Annotated in this window: 12 protein-coding genes; 3 read left to right on the top strand and 9 right to left on the bottom strand. The window is 43.4% G+C overall.

What is annotated here, in order from left to right; all coding sequences use genetic code 11:
* Positions 1-34: 34 nt before the first annotated feature.
* Positions 35-1,267 carry a restriction endonuclease subunit S gene (locus VB073_RS14350; RefSeq protein WP_323404883.1) on the top strand — a complete coding sequence of 411 codons (1,233 nt, stop codon included), beginning with the start codon at positions 35-37 and terminating at the stop codon, positions 1,265-1,267.
* On the opposite strand, the gene VB073_RS14345 is transcribed toward VB073_RS14350, so the two are convergent.
* A complete protein-coding gene (locus VB073_RS14345; protein WP_323404882.1) occupies positions 1,268-2,467 on the bottom strand; it encodes a restriction endonuclease subunit S in 1,200 nt (399 codons plus the stop codon).
* A gap of 74 nt (positions 2,468-2,541) precedes the next feature.
* Between VB073_RS14345 and VB073_RS14340 the strand changes: the two genes are divergently transcribed.
* Positions 2,542-3,468: a tyrosine-type recombinase/integrase gene (locus VB073_RS14340; RefSeq protein ID WP_323404881.1), complete on the top strand. Its 927-nt coding sequence runs from the start codon at positions 2,542-2,544 to the stop codon at positions 3,466-3,468.
* Between the two features lie 120 nt (positions 3,469-3,588).
* Here VB073_RS14340 and VB073_RS14335 read toward each other — a convergent pair whose 3' ends face one another.
* Complete coding sequence (locus VB073_RS14335) at positions 3,589-4,527, bottom strand: DUF418 domain-containing protein (protein WP_416349554.1); 939 nt, start codon at positions 4,525-4,527, stop codon at positions 3,589-3,591.
* Here VB073_RS14335 and VB073_RS17510 point away from each other — a divergent pair.
* Positions 4,478-4,612: a hypothetical protein gene (locus VB073_RS17510; protein ID WP_416349553.1), complete on the top strand. Its 135-nt coding sequence runs from the start codon at positions 4,478-4,480 to the stop codon at positions 4,610-4,612. The genes VB073_RS14335 and VB073_RS17510 overlap by 50 nt on opposite strands.
* 127 nt (positions 4,613-4,739) lie before the next feature.
* Here the strand turns inward: VB073_RS17510 and VB073_RS14330 are convergent, their stop codons facing one another.
* The 7 genes from VB073_RS14330 to VB073_RS14300 form a co-directional block, all read right to left on the bottom strand.
* The gene (locus VB073_RS14330) at positions 4,740-5,351 is read right to left on the bottom strand and encodes a carboxypeptidase-like regulatory domain-containing protein (protein ID WP_323404879.1); all 612 of its coding nucleotides are present in this window, start codon (positions 5,349-5,351) and stop codon (positions 4,740-4,742) included.
* Between the two features lie 333 nt (positions 5,352-5,684).
* Positions 5,685-7,709, bottom strand: a complete 2,025-nt coding sequence (locus VB073_RS14325) for a hypothetical protein (protein WP_323404878.1) — start codon at positions 7,707-7,709, stop codon at positions 5,685-5,687.
* A gap of 110 nt (positions 7,710-7,819) precedes the next feature.
* On the bottom strand, positions 7,820-13,717 hold the full coding sequence (locus VB073_RS14320; RefSeq protein WP_323404877.1) for a TANFOR domain-containing protein: 5,898 nt from the start codon (positions 13,715-13,717) through the stop codon (positions 7,820-7,822).
* Entirely contained in the window at positions 13,701-15,392 is a 1,692-nt protein-coding gene (locus VB073_RS14315) for a hypothetical protein (protein ID WP_323404876.1), read from the bottom strand. The genes VB073_RS14320 and VB073_RS14315 overlap by 17 nt, the downstream gene beginning before the upstream one ends.
* A 2-nt stretch (positions 15,393-15,394) precedes the next feature.
* Positions 15,395-16,087 carry a hypothetical protein gene (locus tag VB073_RS14310; RefSeq protein WP_323404875.1) on the bottom strand — a complete coding sequence of 231 codons (693 nt, stop codon included), beginning with the start codon at positions 16,085-16,087 and terminating at the stop codon, positions 15,395-15,397.
* Between the two features lie 284 nt (positions 16,088-16,371).
* A complete protein-coding gene (locus tag VB073_RS14305) occupies positions 16,372-17,007 on the bottom strand; it encodes a response regulator transcription factor (protein WP_323404874.1) in 636 nt (211 codons plus the stop codon).
* Between the two features lie 91 nt (positions 17,008-17,098).
* Entirely contained in the window at positions 17,099-20,110 is a 3,012-nt protein-coding gene (locus VB073_RS14300; RefSeq protein ID WP_323404873.1) for a ligand-binding sensor domain-containing protein, read from the bottom strand.
* Positions 20,111-20,392 lie beyond the last annotated feature (282 nt).

The raw sequence follows: 20,392 nt of genomic DNA, 5'->3' as shown, positions 1-20,392 counted from the left end.
CTATGCAAAAGAAGTAAGAAAAAGAATGAGCGCAATGAAGCAAGACAAGAAAAAAGAGGCCAATGTTCCAAATTTGAGATTTCCCGGATTTGAAGGGGAGTGGGAGGAAAAAAAATTAGAAAGCATTGCCACTTTTTTTTCCGGAGGGACACCTAAAACTACAGTAAAGAAATATTATAACGGAAACATTCCTTTCATACGTTCTGGAGAAATTAATTCCGATTCGACTGAATTATATATCTCAAAAGAAGGATTAAAGAATTCTTCAGCAAAGTTAATTAACAAAGGAGATTTACTAATAGCCTTATACGGGGCGACTAGTGGAGAAATTGCAATAAGTAAAATTCGTGGAGCTATTAATCAAGCTATTTTGTGCGTAAGTACAGTTCAGAATAAACTATTTATACAAGCGGTTTGGTTAAAATATATTGACAAAATCTTACAAAATTATCTCCAAGGTGGCCAAGGAAATTTATCTGCGAATATTATCAAACATTTGAAATTTCATTTTCCAAATAACGATGAACAAAATAAGATTGCAACCTTCATTTCGTTATTGGATAAACGAATCTCAACCCAAAACAAAATAATAAAGCAATATAAGTCCTTAATTAAAGAACTAAGTGAGAAGATATTCAGTCGATCATTTCATTTTAAAGATACAGTAGGAAACGACTTTCCTAATTGGGAAGATAAGGTATTAGGCGAAATTGGAGAATCATTTAATGGGCTTTCAGGAAAGACAAAAGAAGATTTTGGGAAGGGTAAACTTTACATTCAATATAAACAGATTTTTGATTCTCCGATAATTGATGTTCTAAACTGTGGTCTCGTTAATATTACACGAGTGGAATTTCAAAACAAAGTACAGTTTGGGGATATTTTTTTCACGGTATCCTCTGAGACACCAGATGAAATAGGAATGTCTTCTGTATTACTTGATAAAGTGAGTGAAATGTATCTTAATAGTTTCTGTTTCGCATACAGGGTTTTTTCTTTTGATATTTTGAATCCATTATTTGCAAGTTATTTATTTAGATGTTCTCTTTTTAGAGATAAATTAATAAGAATTGCACAAGGGAGTACGAGGTATAATATATCAAAAGTTGAATTTATGAAATTAAAAATATCTTTACCAAGTATAAGGGAACAAGTAATTATTGCCTCATTTCTCTCTACTTTAGATGAGAAAATTAAAATTGAAAAGAAGATGTTGGAACAATATGCAAATCAGAGAAATTACTTATTGTATCGAATGTTTATATAACTATACAAATATTTGTTGTAATAGGTATGTCTTTTGCTTTTCAAGTTGCTCTAAGAAAAGTTTTTCAATTTGTATTTTTTTATTAATGGAATTTAATAACGAGGCGATCTTTTCAATTTCTTTTTTATCTGTTGGTAAAAAAATCGTATTATCCAAAAATCGTTGATTGGTTATATTTATGGTGTTTTTCGCTCCTTTTTGTATTAAACTATGCAAGTAGTTATTTGCGTTTATCGGACTATTAAAATAATAGTGTAAAATACTTCCAATATGTATATCTTTTGGTACGTAAACAGCATATAATGGAGAGACTACAACATTTTTCCTAATAAAACTTTGTTTTATTATCCCGTACGGAAATTCTCCAGTTGGACTTTTAGTATATACAACATCTCCAAAACATACTACATTGTAATTAGCTGTGTTTTTTGCGGCAAAAGAACGTCCAAGATATTCTATTTGATTAATAACACCTTTGCTAACCGAAACAGAAAAGACAGGCAGATTGTTTTTACTTGTTTCTTTTCGTTCAGTAAGTATATCTCGTAAATATTGTTTTTTCCAATGTTTGTTATCTGCTAATTTCTGATATATGCCCATAATTAAGGTTTCTAATTGTCCAATTATTTTGTTTTGGGTTGAGATTCGTTCGTCAATTTGATATAATAGTTTTCCTATTTTATTTTGTTCCTCCTTATCTGGAATTAGAATATGACACTCTTGGAAATTTTTTGGGCTAATAGAGTATATCTTAGTTCCTTGGGCTAATTTTTTTATTTGTGACCGAAAAGATTTTGAAGAAAAAGCATAACCCTTAAATCCTTCGATTGTCAAGTCATATTTATCTCTTCCATGAATAGTGTGCAAACCACACACAACATTTTTTTTATCGCAATTCAGAAACTCCACCACTTTACCAACATCATTTGTGTCCTCAGATGCATCAGCGAAAACAACATCACCTTCTTTACAAAGTGTATATCGAGTAGGAATAAAATCTCCTTTGATATTAGGGAGGGTACATTTATTCAGTTCTATCTGTGTCGGTAGTCCCTTATGAATTAATCCATAATGTAGGTTGAAAATATCTCCAGTTCCATATTCTAATTGATCCCATGACATAGAATTAGTTGGGAAGAATTGTAGCAGTTCTGATACTTTATATTCCTCCCACTCCCCTTCAAATCCGGGAAATCTCAAATTTGGAACTTTCCAGCTTTTCCATATTCAAATCCTTTTGTATATTTCCATGATTATCATTAAAATTAGTTCCTATGACAAATCAAACAAAAATTAGTGCAATTATCAATTTATGGAAAGAGGACAAGAAGCAGTATGTAAAAAAATCGAGTTTATCAGCGTATCAGCTTCTTATTGATAATCATTTGTTGCCAATCTTCGGCAATAAACATGAAGTAGTAGAGACAGAAGTTCAGGATTTTGTATTCACAAAACTGGATGAGGGTTTAAGTCAAAAGACAATCAAGGACATTCTGATTGTTTTGAAAATGATTCTAAAGTTTGGGATGAAGAATAAACTCATCGATTACCATCAATTCGACATCAAGTTCCCAACTGAAAGAGAAAATAATGGGATTGAAGTACTTAGTAAAGCCAATCAAAAGAAGATTATGAATTATGCACAAGAGCACTTCACATTCAAAAACTTGGGAATTTATATTTGCCTAAGTGCTGGTATCCGTATAGGTGAAATTTGTGCTTTAACATGGGAGGATATCGATACCGAAACGGGGGTTATCCATATCAATAAGACGATACAGAGAATCTACATTATTGAAGACTGTGATAGGCACACGGAACTTATCCTTGACAGTCCAAAAACGAAGAATTCTATCAGGGATATACCAATGAGCCGAGACCTTCAGAAAATGCTAAAACCAATAAAGAAAGTGGTGAACAGTTCTTTTTATATTCTGACCAACGACATAAAACCAACAGAGCCGAGAACCTATAGAAATTACTATAAGAGACTGATGAAAGAACTGAATATGCCGGAACTTAAATTTCATGGATTGCGTCATAGCTTCGCAACCAGATGCATAGAGAGTAATTGCGATTATAAAACTGTCAGCGTTATATTAGGTCACTCGAATATAAGCACAACCCTAAATTTATATGTACATCCCAATATGGAACAAAAAAAGAAGTGTATTGATCAGATGTTTAGATGCTTAAAATAATCTGTACTTGGAAGAGTAAAATTAAACGCTAAATTCTTTATTAAGAGTTTAGCGTTTAAGATCATACCCTATGAACCTCATCATACATCGTTCGTATGAAACGATTATCTATAATTCCGGTCATTTCCCCCTTCCTATCCAGGTCCATTTGTGCCAGATATGCTCCAAAGGGCCTTGTTTATACTTGCTCAACCACCATTTTGAGAATTGCAGTTGTAACAAAAACACTACAATCCCGATTAATAAACTAATGGCATATCCGCAATAGGGAGCAAGGTATAAACCGATGGGAAAGTAAATGATAGCTCCGATAATCGACTGCGACACATAATTGGTGAGACTCATCCTACCATAGTAGCGTAAGTCGTTAAAAGCTTTACTGAATCTGAATCTGCTATAATGATAAAGCAGCACGAACGAAGCGATCAGGGTCAACGTAAAAGCCAGCTTCTGCCACATATCGAACACCGTTCCGACTGATTGTTGTATGATCGCATCATTCTTCATGATCAGCTCTTTCAAGGTATATAAAGGAGCGAAAGATATGGCCGAAATGATGAGTATCCTTACCCAAAAAGCAGCGTTCTTTTCGGTAGAGATGAAAAGATGTTTTCTGCTGAAATAGGAACCTAAGAGGAACAGTCCGGCTGTCTGGACAAAACGCCCTGCATTGACCGCCCATAATAAGCTGACTTTTTGTCCTAATGTGACATTTCCCCAGATGAAATCCCAAAAGCTTCCGTTTTTCGTATAATCCGCCACCGTGGCATACATCTCTCCTACTTTCAGATCGGGTAGCTGATGTGTGGGATTTATAAGGCTTGCGATGTAATGATACCATTCAACGGGCTGCAATAGAAATAAGCGCCACAGGAAACGATATCCGAAGTCCTTTCCTTGCTTTTTCTGATTATCGCTTTGAATGTAAAAAGTATATCCGCATCGGACCGAGACGGGGAGAAGCAAACGATGAAGAATTGAGGATTCTGAGGGAAAAGAGAAAAATAAAATTTCAGCAAAAGAACTCTCAAAATCGCTACAAGTTACAGACCGGACAATTGAACGAGAAGTACAGAAGCTAAAGAAAATGAAAATTCTCGAACATGTCGGTAGTGATAAAGGTGATTACTGGAAAATAAAGTAATTATCGAAAAGTAAACAACGTAGTGAATGATGGCATACCTATGATGACATACCGATCCTAACTCGGAGAACTATACTCTTGATATAGAAAATGATATAGAAAACAGCATAGTTTACACGTTTCTAATCTAATGTTTTCCGTTGAGGTTTTCGTGCGGATCACCCCAATGTTCTTTTTTGGGTGCAGTAATGATGATTTTGTAGCTCCCTGCTCCGGGTATATCCAATGAAAACTCGCCATTTTCAATAAGGATATCCTCATCTTTCTGTAAGGTACGTGCATTCCCTCCCGTTCCAACAACAATTCCTTTGCCGCCGGGTATTACCCGTGCATTTCCACCCGCTCCAGTAACAACTCCTTTACCACCCCCTATCACACGCAGCATGACAGCGTCCGTCCTTTTTATTCCATTTTCCTGTATTCCTTTTTCATTCGTGGGTGGATTGGATATCCGGAACACATAATTGCCCGGTTCAGTAACATCCAATGAAAATTCGCCGTTTTCGTCCGTCGTCATTGTGAGCATCTGACCACCGGGATTTTTGCCACCTTTGACAATAATACCGCCGATAGGTCCACCGGGTCTTGCCGCCAGACGGTTGTCACGATTACTTCTCGTGGTGTTGAAGTCCTGCGCGGTGCCCCTGCCCGCGGTATTATTCTGCTGCGAAACTGCCGGAAGACTTATACTCAAAACAGCACAAGATAATAGCGAAATACACATTCTCTTCTTTTTCATTTGTGTGAATTTTAAGCATAAGAGAAATACTCCAGAGGACACCTCTTTATTTTTCTTTTTCAGATAAACCTTCTCCGGTTTGCAAACGACTTCTCCTGTGCGCGTTAAACATAATTAACCATACAGATAAAATCTATTTCCGATCTGTATAAAAACACTATTATCTCAAAAAAAGTTTTATTTTCGTTGAATAATTTTATAAAAAAGGCCAAATAGTTTCAGAATGAAACCGGAATGGCAGCAGTACGATTCCCCGAAAGCGAAAAAGTAAACCTTTTAAAATCCCTCCACAACTTTTAGGGTTGATCCAAAAGTTACGGCAAAATGGAGGATCTATTCCATCCTTATGCCGGTTTCTTTCGAGCGGAAACTTTCATTATTGTCATCATCGGAATGGGTGGTGAAATAAAAATACAACTCTCCTTTCTTCACTTTCGTGTCTGTAAATTGTTGTTCAGCGAGTGAAAACGATTTCAACAATTGGGGATTTTCACCCCGCTGGTAACGGTAGAGATTCACTTTCAATGGCTGGTTGCTGGAAGGCTCGTTCCATTGTACAGTTACTTTTCCTTCGCTTTGCGTCACCCACACGTCAGGGGGAACAGGCAGCACGATTTTTTTCACATAGATGGAATACAACGCCATCGATTCGCTGGTGCCACCCAAATCGTCTACCGTTTGAACGGCATACTCATAGCCCTTTTCCGGACGTGCGGTGCTGTCGGTAAATACCGGATCGGGAACAGTCTCTTCTTCGGAAAGCAAGGTCGTGAACTTCCCGTCGGGCAGTTCTCTCCGGTAAATATGGTAACCATTCGTGGCGCGATGCCTTGTCCTTACATCTTCCCAGATAATTTTCACTGTGCGGTCCTCTTCATAAGCCGATATCCTGTTGGGCGACGGCGGGGTGGTCTTTATGGACGGGCGAATGGTCAGTGTGTCGGAGAAGTCACTTTCCACCGAACTTGTGCTCACCGCCGTTGCCGCGTACAAATAACTCCTGTCTCCTGCCAACACCTTACTCGTATCCTCGTAAACCACCAGATCCCCGGTCATCTTTAATAATCCGCTGATGGGATAGAGTTTCACCGTATTACCATCGCTACGATATACCCTGAAACCGGAGAGATGGTTATCGTTGGCCCTAATCGCTATCTCCACCCCGCCCGGGACCATTTTTCCCTGACTGATGGAAGGTGGCGCCGGCTTCAATTTGTCGTATCCCGCATTAAAGAAGACGTTACTCTGGAAAGATTCGTGATGCAGCCGGTTTTCACCCACAAGATAGTAAAAATACATCCGGTCCGGCACGACGCTACGATCGATATAACTTGTATCGGCAACCGGAATACTTGCCAGTTCCTCGTAGGGTTTTCCATCGAATAAATCACTTCTGTATATCCTGATATTCTCTGCCAAGGTCGCATTTTCTATCTTCCAGTGTAAAACCACACCCAGGCCTTTGGGATCACTTTCGGCACGGGTATGGATAAAGAAGCCCTTTTCCAACGAAGCACTGGAAACCAACACCCTGTCACTTGCCACCGCTTTGTTTCCATAGAAATCTTCCTGATTCATAAAATATTGCCGTTCCGATTTCAAGTAACGGGTAGAGTCTTGATAGAGATAATATTTCATATCACCCACCTGATAAGCGGCAAATGAACCTCCAGCCTTCTTCAACTCATCGTTCTCGTAATACCGAACCGAAAAATAAGGTGCAGGAAAATCTCCTTTGGACTGCCATTTCAGATAGAAAAGCGTTTTGTCCACATTCTTTTCTGCAAGGGATACCTCATCAAATACAGGGATGTAAGGATATTGGACAGCCATAGAATGGTATTCCGAAACGACTGTTCCACCCTTGCCAAGCGCACGGGTCCTATACCATGTGGAGGTATTCTCCATGGCTGTCTGGTCGTACCAGGCAATGCCGGCCGCCAGGCGGATAAGCGTGGACGCCGCCCAATACCCCATACTGTCGATGACGCCCGCCGTTTCACACTTTTGCCATAGCACCTTCAGATCGTCGGTCTCCGGAAATCCCTGGAAACCGAAATCATCTTTCCATCGGTTGACATTGGCATAAAAGGCATCCCAATCCTGTGGAGAAGCCCATTCGGCAATTTTCTCCCATCTCTTCTTATCCAAGGAGCGTTCCACACTGTATGAAGCGACCTTTTCACCACCGGCAAGATCCATTCCCGCGAAAATAATGATCCCTTTCGGAGCGGGTACAGCTATCTCAATTTCATTCTGCCCGGAAAGAGATGAAAAGGGCGAAAGAAATAGACTGATAATAAAGACTGTTATCCATATAAATGGAATGCGACCAGTCGATTCTATTAAAATTCTCATATAATTAAATTGAAAATTGAAAATGGAGAATTGAAAATGAAAATGAATTGTGTCTCATTAGCACTACTTGTCACGATTTATCGGGATTAGCACATTGGCATATTGGCACATTACTCACATTGTTCATCGCAGCTATGGGTAATCAATTCCATCGAAAATCCGCTATGATTGTCCAGATGCAAGGCAGTTCCTATCGTGAAAGTAGGAAGCGAAACGGATACACAAGACCCGCAGCCGACCAATAGCGGTACACACTGGCTTGCGCTTAATACCAAGCCCACACTGGCGCATCCGTCTATATTGAATTGGCGCGTTTGGGTGTTGTAATCGCCGCTTATGCCGCACTGCAGTTTCGCATCAGCATTTACCGAGGTGCATGTGACGGCAGACGAACCACCCAAATAGGCATGTCCTTCCGCCAAGACACCCATGCCGAACGTCGTACCTTGCCCAAACAACATATAGGCACGGGCATTGACACTCACATCCACACCGGCATATACGGATACAATTCCCAGATTATAGCTGATTTTCGGTAAAATCTGTTTGGTCAGTCCTGCCGACAGGAAGAATCCGTTCAGGTTGGTTTTGAAACCGGCCGGCAGACAGATGGCATCGCCTATTTTTGAGGATACTTCCGGTGGCATATCCATATAATTCCCAAAGAGGCCGTATAAATTGGCGCCACCAATACCCGGAATCTCTATTATGCCACTCGCATTGAACAACCAGCCCCGGCTATCCATCAGCGTGGTCACATTTCCCTGCAATAGCAATCCCGACAAATTCATACTCAAATCGGCGCTTCCGATAAACCGGGCATTGGACATATCGTACGTAATGGAAAGGCCGGGGAAAGAGGGGATGCCGTTTACCCGGATTTCCTGTCCGGTTGCCTGCACCGCCCCTTTTACCTCGAAGTTCATTTTTTGTCCCGTGGTCATACTGCCCATTCCCTTCATATCGCCCTCGAAGCGGAAGGTGTCCCATGCTTTATTGACGACCTGAATACCACCCACGAGATTCGCCAGTTCTTTTCCCCCCTCTCCCATCGGCAATTTCTGGCCCGGATCGAGGTCTATCCTTGTCGACTGGGGTGTATGGCGCATGGTCACATTCAGCGACGGCAGATTGCCCGGCTCATGTACCGTTCCTTTGGCTATGAACAACTTGTCAGAGAGGATATAATCGCGCGTGAGGTCGTACCGCACATTATGGCGGGTAAAAGCGAATGCCTCCATATCCATCATTTTAAACGCAAGGTTGTTGCCTTCCTTATAAAACCCCATCGCACCACCCGGCCTTTCATATTCGGGAATACCGAAGTCGTACGTGCCCATCAGTTTTAACGACGACGTGGTTACGTACATGTAAGTGGACGGAAAAGGGGTAAAGTCAACGATATCGAACAGGCGGAATTTGCGGCTGTTCAACACGAAATAACTTTCGCCTTCGCTGTTGAGATCCACCGAAATAAACTCCACCCTATCGGCGGGATGTACACCCGGCAATCCCTGCAAAGTAGCCACCGTGGTTTGCCCTGCCGTGGGCGTAGCATAGAGCGACCAGCCCGAAACGCCGCCGTGCAGGTATTTATAGGTCAACCCCTTGTTATTGGTAGCGATATTGACATCTTTTATGCCGAGGAGTTTCAGCTTATCGAGATGGACGGTCGCCTCGCTGGTTTCGAGCGACGAGGAAGTAAATCTGAGGTTTTCAATCCGCACATCCACACCGGTTGAAAGGGTGGCGTCGGAGACTTTCACGCCCTCGTTGGTAATCGCCCACTGTTGGCATCGGAGTGTCCACTGTCCCATTTTCACATCAAACGGTTGAGGATTAGAAGTCGTTATACCATTCTTTGATACGCGGATGGCCCCGGCGTCTATCTCAAAGTTGGAAGGATTCAGGGTGGCAATCGCGGCTTTCAACCGTGTCTGAAGCGTTAAACCGCCGGATTTGTTGAAGAACGATTTATCCGGTTGCGCTACCGCTTTGTTGGGAAATCCGTCGATACTGTATGTCAGGCTTTGGTTGACGCCGTCGGAGAGATAGAAGTTGTTGCCATTAGGCGCGCTGATAGTTCCCTCGCTTTTGAAAACAGTCATCCGCATATTTGTACTGCCGGGGTCCCGCGTGAGATACAAATCGGGCAACGAATAACCGTAACCGCCAAAATTAGCACTCAAACCAGTATCATTACCGTATATCTGCACGGTAGCTTGCATTTCTCCCTGTGCCGGATGATTGTCGCGAAGGTCGAACTTCAACCCGGAAGCGCCATCGGCAAGGATAACCTTATAATCATCCATCTCAACGGTTATATTGTTCTTATCCGTCACAAAAGGCAGGGTTGACGGTATGAGTAGGAAATTACCGGCGTTATTCTGCACCGTACTCTTCCTGACACTGACAGCTGCAATATCAATGGTTTGTTCTTTGAAATGCGTATTTGACGGAAGCGTAATAGTACCCGTCAGCAGGTAACTGCCATCGGGTTGTTCTTTCCATCCTGAAACAGCAAGCGGAAACCCCATCAATGTGCTTACATCCACCCCTTCCACGGTTTTCATGTGAAAATCCTCGATATGGCAATCAGCGCCTTTTTTTGTAAGCAGATAGTGATTGTCATGATGACCTACATAATTGGTGCCGGTCTTATTAGTGCTAAACTGTAATTTAAACGGCTTGTCAACAGGGAGGTTCCGAAGCGTATAGTTGCCGTAGGCATCGGTTTTCGCCTTTATGGTATAATCTCCTTCCTGTATGGTCGCGGTAACATCAATGCCTTCCAATGGTTCATTGTTGGTCTCACCCAGATACACCTTTCCCGACAGGCACCCTCCTTCGGGAAGGTCTACCTGCAACAATGTCCCCATCAACTCACCCGAATAAGGGATTGTCACGGTCCTTATTGTCGCGGGATAGTTTTCCTGCGATTCGGGATGGTTGGAAATCACCACCTTGAAATCGTTGTGCTCTTCACTTCCACTGACAAACTCAAAATCAACATATCCATCGTCGGTGGTAACAAGGCTATAAGGCTCCTTATTTTTCGTCGCATCGATGATGATTGAATTGATAAGACCGGTTTTGTATTTTTTCCACTCGAAAGGAGTTGACCGGGCAGAAACAGCCGCCATTTTATGTACCAACACCCCGGATGTAATGGGAACCTGCTTCGATCCGGGTTGCGGTGATTGTATCAACTTCGGCTGCACTTTCGAACCTACCAACACATCGGGCAGGGTTACGACTATGCCCTCTTTCCGATGGCCATTCGACCACACTTCCACCCGTAGGCGGCGGGCCTTTTTGAACAGTTCGAAGTTACGGATATTTTCCTCTTTATCGATAGTCGTGGTAACGGTATCCGGCATATACCCATCCTTTGAAATTACGATTTTACGTGGGGTATTTAATTTCCGCAGTTCCATCCGGAATTTCCCGTCGTTGCCGGTAGTGGTGGATTTTGCCGTTTCACCTAAAACGTTTATAGATGCGCCTGACAGCGGTTTATTCGTTCCGCCTTCATATACAGCACCTTCAAAGCGCGCACCATACCGCATCAAAACGGCCATCTCGTACTTTTCACCGTAGTACAGCGGCTTCCCTTTTACCGTAAAAGTGGTGTCGGCAAAGCCGAGCGACTTGACGGTTACAGTGCGTTTAGGCCCCACGATTTCCCTCTCTTCTCCTTGTTTCCATTTCATTTCTACGGGCAGGTATTTCAATTCGTAGATTCCCGCATCTTTGAAACAAAAAGTTGTGTATCTTGTTTCATCAGTGATAAGTAATTGACCTACATCAAAAACACCCGTCTGGTCGGGTTTAAATATATAGTTCCCCGCCTTGTATTCCTCTTTCAGTGTCACTTGTGTCTGTGGGTTGTCGATTTTCTTGTTGCCGGCTTCTTCCGTCAGGATAATGCGCAGCGTGGGAAATTTAGCCGGCATGGAGACAATCATTTTGACTGGCCTGTGATTGGAACCCGGGGCTTCACCTAAGAAAAATGAAGATGCCGATTTCACCTTTAATAATTCCCCATACGGATGGGAGTTAACCAAATCACCTGGCATATTGTCAATCAATGCCTTCAAATCGACAAGCCGGGCTGCATCGGATTCGTAATTATAATTTCCCTTATCATTCCTGATGTAGATATAATATTGGTACGCGGGGTGATCGCTGAGCACCAACGACTTTATCTCGGCTATGCCGTCTTTATTGGTCAAACCCTTGCCTACGCAAAACATATCATGCATTCCCTGTACTTTGGGAGCCGGGAAGTTATCCGTTTTTTCAGGGGTAACATCGTATTCGGGGAAAACAGGCGGATAATCGAAATTGATTTTCCGGTATACATATACATCCATATCGGGCAAGGTGAGGTCGCTATTTATGGTCGAAGCATCATTGGATAAACTTTTAACCGTGACTTTCAGGTTTACAGACTTGACCCATGAGGTGATTTCGCCCACGTCCTTGGTTTCACCGGCTTTCACTTCGAAAAAGTATGTCCAATCCTGGTCGGGATTCAAATAATACCGTGCATGTTCACCCTGGATCTCAATGGCATAAGCGAGATAGAGTTTGCATGTGTTATTGCCGTGGCTTTCCGAAACGCTGCTTATGGCACTGTTTCCCGGATTGGGGCCTCCCCTTGGAGAATCAAACGGCCAATCGGCCAGTAAAATTTTGTCTTCGCTTCCGGTCCCATTGTATTGGGCTATTTTTTCGGAACAATCGGTGTCTTTCAACGCTTCCCCGTTGCTGCCACTCAGGAAAGCAAAAGAAAAATTGCCTTTGTCATCGGTGGTAGCCACAGCTATCTCTTTCCCGTCAATATATTGACCGAATTCTTTTTGGCGGCTCATTATTTCATTGATTGTCCCATCGGCATATTTTACAATGTATTTTGTCACCAGACGAATTTTGGCATTGCTCATCGGGTAAGTTATTTTTTTATCATCGTCGTGATAACTATATTTCAGTGTGCCTTTCAGCTTGGATGGCATGAAAGAGGGAGGCGTAATCTTCGACAGGTTCGGGAACCCGGGTGCCTGGGGTTCTTTGCCGGGCGGCAGGCTACCACTCATCGGTTTCTGTTCATCCGTAATGCAGCTAAAGAGATTCACCTCACTGTAGCCCTTGTTCTTGAAAGGGGTCTTACCTGTGGGATCGACAGCCTGTACCACGAAGGCATAACTCTTTCCCGGCCTCAGTTGCGGGTTGGCGGCCGAATAGAGATAGACATTGGAATTGACCGATGTCTCGAAGAAGAAAGGATAGCCCTCCGAACGGATTTTGTCCTGATAATTCTCGTTCGGGCTACCCAACTCGATGATCTTTAATTTATACTGCGTGGTTAGCGGGGCATTGGGTGGACGTGTCCACGAGAAGACCACATTCTGGGTTTCATATCCCCGCAAAACAATATTGTTCTGCGGCTGAATGATCAGGGGCGCTTCCACCGACATAACGGTGAAAGGATTGCTACACGAAGAGAGAAGATACTCATCCGAACGATAGTCGATCAGATTAAAACAGATATTGTAGATGCCTTCCGGCAGACCTTCCTGCATCACCTGTGCGCGTGAGATACCCTTGTATTCCAGACGCTGCTCATCAAATATCCGGAGGATATCGCTGTATGTGAGTGCGTAAGGCTGGAAAATGAGTGCGCCGGAGGGTGTCTGGATAGCGTTTATGACAATCGGGGCAGAGGGCTTATAATCAGTACGGGTTTTGACAATAATGGACTCGTCAGCGCTTGTAATTGTTCCCCGCAGATAGATTTCAAATTTTGGATTGTCCGCCGACTGGACGGTAATAATACTGTTGATTTTGCCGGGTGAAGCGATATAGTCCGACAATTTATTGGAATAGGGCGGCAGCACCGTAACGGTTTGCGAGACTTGTTGTGCATGGGCATTCACCATGATTGCCAGCGCACACAGGACGACCAGTAACCGTTTGTAATTATAGTTTTTAGAAGCTGAAAACATATCCTATATCTCCTCTTATTTCGTTAAATGACGGGATGGTGGATGATTCACCGTACGAGTTGTTAATCACATTGATATTCACTTGCAAGGCATGCCTGGACAAAAAGTGATAATTGGCGTTTAACGCCGTATTCAATATCGTTCCCTTTGTATCGTTCATGTTGTTTGCCAAAATAGCGCTGTTCCAATTGAGCGACAGCTTATCGTCGAGAAACGATTTGGCCACATTCATTGTAACTCCTGTAAGCCTGTTCCTGAAATTCTTATTCGTCATCTCAGTGTAGTTCAGCCCGGTGGTAATATTCAACCTGAGTCTCTGCAATCCCAAATTATACATCAGCATGGCGATTCTCGTATCGGTGTCGGTCTGCTCTTCGGTAAGCTTATTTTTGTCGTCCAGTTTCATCAGGTTGAGGTTCAACATGACCATGTGGGAATATGCTTCTGTCATTTTCATAAAACGGGGCGTGAACGACAGGTTATGGTTCACCTGGTATATCTTGAGGCTGTCGCTTCCTGCTGTCTTGAATGCCCGCTGGTTGGTGGAGAAGTTGCTGTACGATGCGTCGAACGCCCAGCTCTGGTTGGGGGTATATCCCCCGTTGAGTGAACCCACCACCCGATGGGAGGTGTTTTTCTTGGCCCCGTCCAGATTGTCATGTTGTAAACCCAGCGAGCCCCGCAAATTGATTTTATTTTCCAGCAAAGCGACGGTCTGGTTGAGAGTAACCAGTTCCATGTCGTTATTGAAGAAGTAACTGCCCATCGACTGAAAATGGGGATCGATACGGCGGTACTCGATACCGGAGGCAATATTTGGGGCGAACCGGTAACTCAACCCCGTCTTGATGGCCTTATAAGCGCCGCTCGTATGGTTCACGGTAATAAAGTTATCGGCAAAACGCAACATCCCCTGAGCCGTGGAGTCAGGAGTTTCTATCTTCCGGTTAGCGGTAAAAACACTTACGGAGCCATCGAAATGAAACAATAATTCGGGGGTGATGCTGAATTTTGAAGTCAATCCGAAGACAACATTCTGTGCCGGTGTCGGATAGTTCAACTTGGCGAGGCTATCGACAAAATTTTTCGGATTATCGCCGATACGGAGCATGGAGATATCCACAAAACGGCTGTCGGTACCGTAACCCGCCTTCCACGCCCAGCCACTGCGGGTCATCCGGGGAATGGAGTCGGCCACGGCGAGATTGTAATCGGAATACTGATTAAACTTGCCGTACATGGCGCCCAGGCGGAACTTACCAGGCCTCGCCTCTACACCCGCTCCCAGGAAAGTATGTCCATTGAGGGTAAATTCCGAAAAGGAGAGGTTGCGGTATCCCAGGTGCACCGTCAGCCATTTGTATGTCGGGCTGATACCGAACTGGTTGAACGGTTGGCGAAAACCCGCCTTCTCATTGCTGTACCAAGTAAACGAGAAGGGCATGCTGATACCATATACCGAAAGCGTGGCGTTGGCATTCACGCCGTAAGCGAATGGCGTCTGCCTCACCGGAATCGTCGGTTCCGACATATGGTAAAAAGAGGTATTCAGCCCGATATTTCCCGTTATTGAAACCGGCCTGGCGCTCTTTAAACTTTCCAGGTCCTGCGCAGGCAATGCCGACACGGCGATTACCAGAAGGACGATATACAGGATTTTTTTCCCGGTAGCCATAACTATTTCTCCTTATAATGATATTTTATCTCAAGTGTCGGGCGGTAATCAACTTTACTTGTCTCATCGCCCGAAAAGATATTCCACATGGCGCTGCTGAGCGTTGAAAGAGGTGCCACATTTTCATCCGGAATAAACTGTAAACGGAACTGGAAGCGCTTCCCGACAGGGTTATCATTGACAAAGGCATTGAGTGGCTGGGTAACATTCAGGGCATGTTCTTCCAGTACGTTATTCCCGGCCTGCGCCATTACACCACAATCTGCTATGGGTGCTAAATCATAGTCGTTTTTATCCAGCGTACCGTAATCTACCAGATAACAGTTTACCACACGAATACCCTTCGCATTAAACGGATTCAGATTGGTGTTGGATTCATAGGTTCTCAACCGGGCTTCATCGATGACAAGTGTCTTATCGGAAGAGGGCACAATAGAAGAAACGTCGAAGCTAAGGAATCCACGCATGGCAGAGCCGTTGGTGTCCCAACCCATGGTAATGGAATATCCCTGGGAACCGGCGAAATAATCTTTCACTACGCGCGTCGGCGAATTGACGATGATACCGTCGTTTGCGCCAACGGAAACAAAAGTCTTGATTTGTGTAACGGTAATGCCGTCATCGTCAGGTCCGCAAGCGAAAAGAAACAACAAGGTCGCTGCCAGTATAAACAGAAAAGTTTGTTTTGTTCTCATCGTGTCAAATATTTATATGATTGGGTAGAGATTTTCAGGACAAATATAGGGTTACCAAAAACGCTTGTCAATCATATAAATATATGATTTTTAAGAGGGAATGGGGACTAGGGAGAAAGGGAAAAGAAATGGAAAGTAGAAAAGAAATACTCGAAAAAACGGGCGGGTGGAAGGTGGAAAGTGGGAAAGTGGGAAGGTGAGAGAATGTAGGGACGGGAAAACAGGAGGACGGGGATTGAAAGGAAGACGAAAAGGACAGGAGAACCGGGAAGAAAGTGTGATTTTTATACCAAACGTTCTTTGATGGCTTTTATCACCGCTTCCGACTTGGAATTAACGGCAAGTTTGCGGTAAATGCTGTTGATATGGCACCGGACGGTTCCAATGGATATGCAACAGGTATCGGCAATCATTTTATAACTGTCGCCGGCCACCAATCGTTTCAAAATATCCACTTCCCGTACCGAGAGGGTATAAGCATTGTTTTTGTCCATCGCGGGATGCGTGAAAAATTCCAGCACTTTGCGGGCTATTTCACCCGACATGGGCGAACCGCCGTTTGCCAGTTCGATAATGGCTTCGATGATTTGTATGGCAGTGGATTTTTTGAGTAAATAGCCGGTTGCTCCTGCGCACAACGCGTCGAACACCTTATCGCGGTCATTGAAAATGGTCAGCATCATTACATTTATTTCCGGATATTGGTCTTTCACCAACCGGGTGGCGTCAATACCGGAAATCCCGGGCAGGTCAATATCCATCAGAATGATATCAGGCTTATCGGCCGCACAGTTTTCAAGTATATTTTTACAGTCGGGATATGCCCCGGCAAAGGTTAATAATCCCGAACCCCTTATCAGATGCATAAGGCTTTCGCGGAACGCTTCATTATCTTCATATACAGCAACCCTGATGTCCATACATATGTTCTTGATGAAACTTTATTATTCAGAGGAGTCCTTTTACAGTTCACAATAATAATGCATCCATATTGCTTTGTCAATCATATATTTATATGATTTTTACAGACAACGCAATACATGTTCCTTTATCTATTTCGGAATTTACGGACAGTTTCGCACCTATTTGTCCGGCACGGAGTTTCATATTCTTCAAGCCGTTCCGGTTGTTGCTTTCACATTGTTCCACATCAAAACCTTTCCCATCATCTTCGATTTTCATTGTAAGAACCAAGTGGCTGAAAGAAAATCCGATGGTTGCCATGCCGCACCCGGAATATTTCACGAGATTATTGACCGCTTCTTTGGCTATCAGGAAAATATTCCGCCGTACGTCCATCGAAAGCGGGAGGGTTTTCAGGTCGGGAGGAGTAATGATTTGAAACCGGATATTTTTTGATTCGAACAAAGGGATGGTATATTCACGGACGCGTAGATCAAGGTCCTGGAACTTATCGTTCGCCGGATTTACCGACCAGACAATATCATCCATCGACTCCAACATATTATGCGCATTTGCACCTATCTTTTTGAGCAGGTTCCCGGCATGCTGACTGTTGTCCAACTGCAATTGCAGCAAATCGCTCATAATGGAAATGCTGCTGAGCGTGGAACCGATATCGTCGTGCAAATCCGACGCTATCTTTACCCGCATCTTATGCAGTTTGATGATGTTTTTTATCCTGTCGATATAAATAGAATAGATGATAAGCGCGACGATGGCAACAAGCAAGGCTATAAACCACCATGCACGGTAAAAAGGCTGAACTACCCGAAACCGGAATTCGGTAATATCCCCGTCCCTGTCGTCATGCGCCATTTTCGCCCGTACCTTAAACGTATAGTTACCGGGGGGTAGCGAATTATAGCTTGCATAACGGCGCGGCAGGTATTGCGACCATTCCCGGTCTATTCCTTCCAATTTATACTGATAATCAATCCCTTCATTATCCTTTAGTTTTACGGAAGCGAACTCGAAAGCGATAAAATTCTGGTTATTGGGCAAACGGTAAGTTTTGCCACCAGCCGCCATCGCCGCCAGGTCAGGTTTTCCCATGACTGAAACAGCGGATATAATCACCGAAAGCGGTTTATCGGTGTAATACTTGTCCAAACGGTTATCAACTGCAAAGAAACCTTCCTCATAACTGATATAGGTCACGCTGTCATCGGGAAGGATCTTGTATACGAAGCGGCCGAATCCGTTCCTGTCGTTATAATGGACAATTTTCTCCTTTCCGTTTTCATCGATTACAAGCCGGTCGGCTCCGTTTTGGGTGGCAAACCAAATACTATGGTCTTTTCCCTCTACGATTGAATAGACATCGTTGCCCGACAAACCGTTTGCCGTGGAATAAAGCGTGGCGTTTTTTACGCCCGTTTCATCGATCTGCAATTTATATACGCCGGTGTATAAGGAAGATATCCACAAATTGTGTTTATGATCGAGCATCACATCCCATATCCATGCAGTGGCAAAAGCCGAATCGGGTTTCAGCGATTCATACGATTGTATATGGCGGAGCGCCATATTTCCGTCTTGATCTGTTTCCGGTTTGAAGCGATGCAAACCGAATCTGCGGTCTCCCAGCCACCAGTAACCGTATTTGTCTTTGACCATATTTTCAGTGCGCAAATTCAGCGTTGTATCCGATATAATTTCAGTTTGCCGGAACCGGTCCGAACGGTATGCAAATAATCCCCTGTTGCATGCCAGCAATAAACTGCCGTCATCTTCAAACTGATAACATCTTACTTGTTCTATCTTGTTTTTGATAAAATCAATTTCCATTTTCAACTCTTTCCATCCTATTTTTTCTTGTACAGGCATCGAAAACAGTCCTCCATAAGTAAAAAAATAAGCTCTTCCACCATTAAAAGTTATAGCGTTGATATCGTTTTGGCCAAAAGGCGTCCGGCTGACAGGGATGCTGCTGACCGAATCTTTTTCAATAAAATAGAGTATGGAACCATCCTCCAGCCAGAGCCTCTTGAAAGGATCTTGCTTAAACAAACCAATGCCGGTAAGCTGCACGCCGTTATGGGTATAAGAAAAATCGGAGAAGGAATACAACCGGCATATCCCGTCCGAAGTACCGAACCAGTAGTTGTTTTCATTGTCCTGAAACACGCACATGGCACCCGAGGTGGACAAGCCACTTTCCTTTGTGATATGCCTGATGATTCTGCCGTTAGAGATTTGATATACGCCGTCTACCACACAAGAGACCCAGATACTATTTTGCCTGTCACGGTAAATATGGTTGATTTGGTTTACTTTCAGTTCGGGAAACGGCTGGTTGACAGTATAATCCAATGCTCCTTTTTTTGCCGATTGTATGTCAACCTCGTAATAACCGTCGGAGAATGTACCGACCAGCAATTTATTTTCATCCGAAAATAAGATCTTGATTACATGGATATCTTTTAATTCGGGCAGGAAACAAGGCGTTTTTGAAGTGTCGCCTGCAAAAAAGAGGCCTACGCCTTCAATGCCGCCAAACCAGATATTACCGGACAGGTCATATTCAAGAGTACTGAAAACCGCTCCGTTTTTTCCGTGGTCATAAAACTGCCGGACGGAATCCCCCTCTATAATGTTTATACTACGGCTCTCGGAAGTAATAATCTTGCCATCTGAAAGCCATTTCAGATTTGACACTACGTTTTTCCCCAACTGTTTTTCGCGTAGCAGGTATTGCTTATACGTTCCGTCGTCCTGCTCCGCCATCACACCCAGCATGATGGTAGCAAAAGCCAGCTTGCCTGAAGGGCTTCTGTCAACATAATAAGAGGCTTTCTTCTCCGAGTTTACTTCGGAAATAACCGTATTGTCGAATTGGGACCCGTCGAAACGGGAAATACCTCCATTGGTAGCGATCCATAAATACCCTTTGTTGTCCTGGTTTATCGCATAGACGGTGTTGTTTATCAAACCGTCCTTCACGTTATAGGTATGGAACAAATATCGTTTCTGGGCATAAGAGAATTGAAAGGACGCACAAAAGAACACCATTACTAATGATGAAAATAGAAGAGAGTATGCAGAGTTCTCTTTTTTCATAATTGGTTGCAATATGAAGGTATAAAGTGATTGCCATCAGGAAGTGGAATGAGTCTATCCGATTACGCAAAATAATCTTTTCAATCCGACGTAAAGATAGTGCGAAGGATACAGATATACAACAGTTTATATCTTTTTTTTCGAGGTAATGATAAAAAAATATTCTGGAAAGGAATTCATTTTTAGTGCATGTAAAAAAGCCGCTATACTCTTCCCGCCAAACCGCGTATTGTCAGGATTTGAAAAGATCCTTAATCAACAAATAATGCTAAAAACGACAAG

The sequence above is a fragment of the Proteiniphilum sp. genome (assembly GCF_034927365.1).
Taxonomy (GTDB): Bacteria; Bacteroidota; Bacteroidia; order Bacteroidales; family Dysgonomonadaceae; genus Proteiniphilum.
This window is presented reverse-complemented; position numbering and strand designations above follow the sequence as displayed.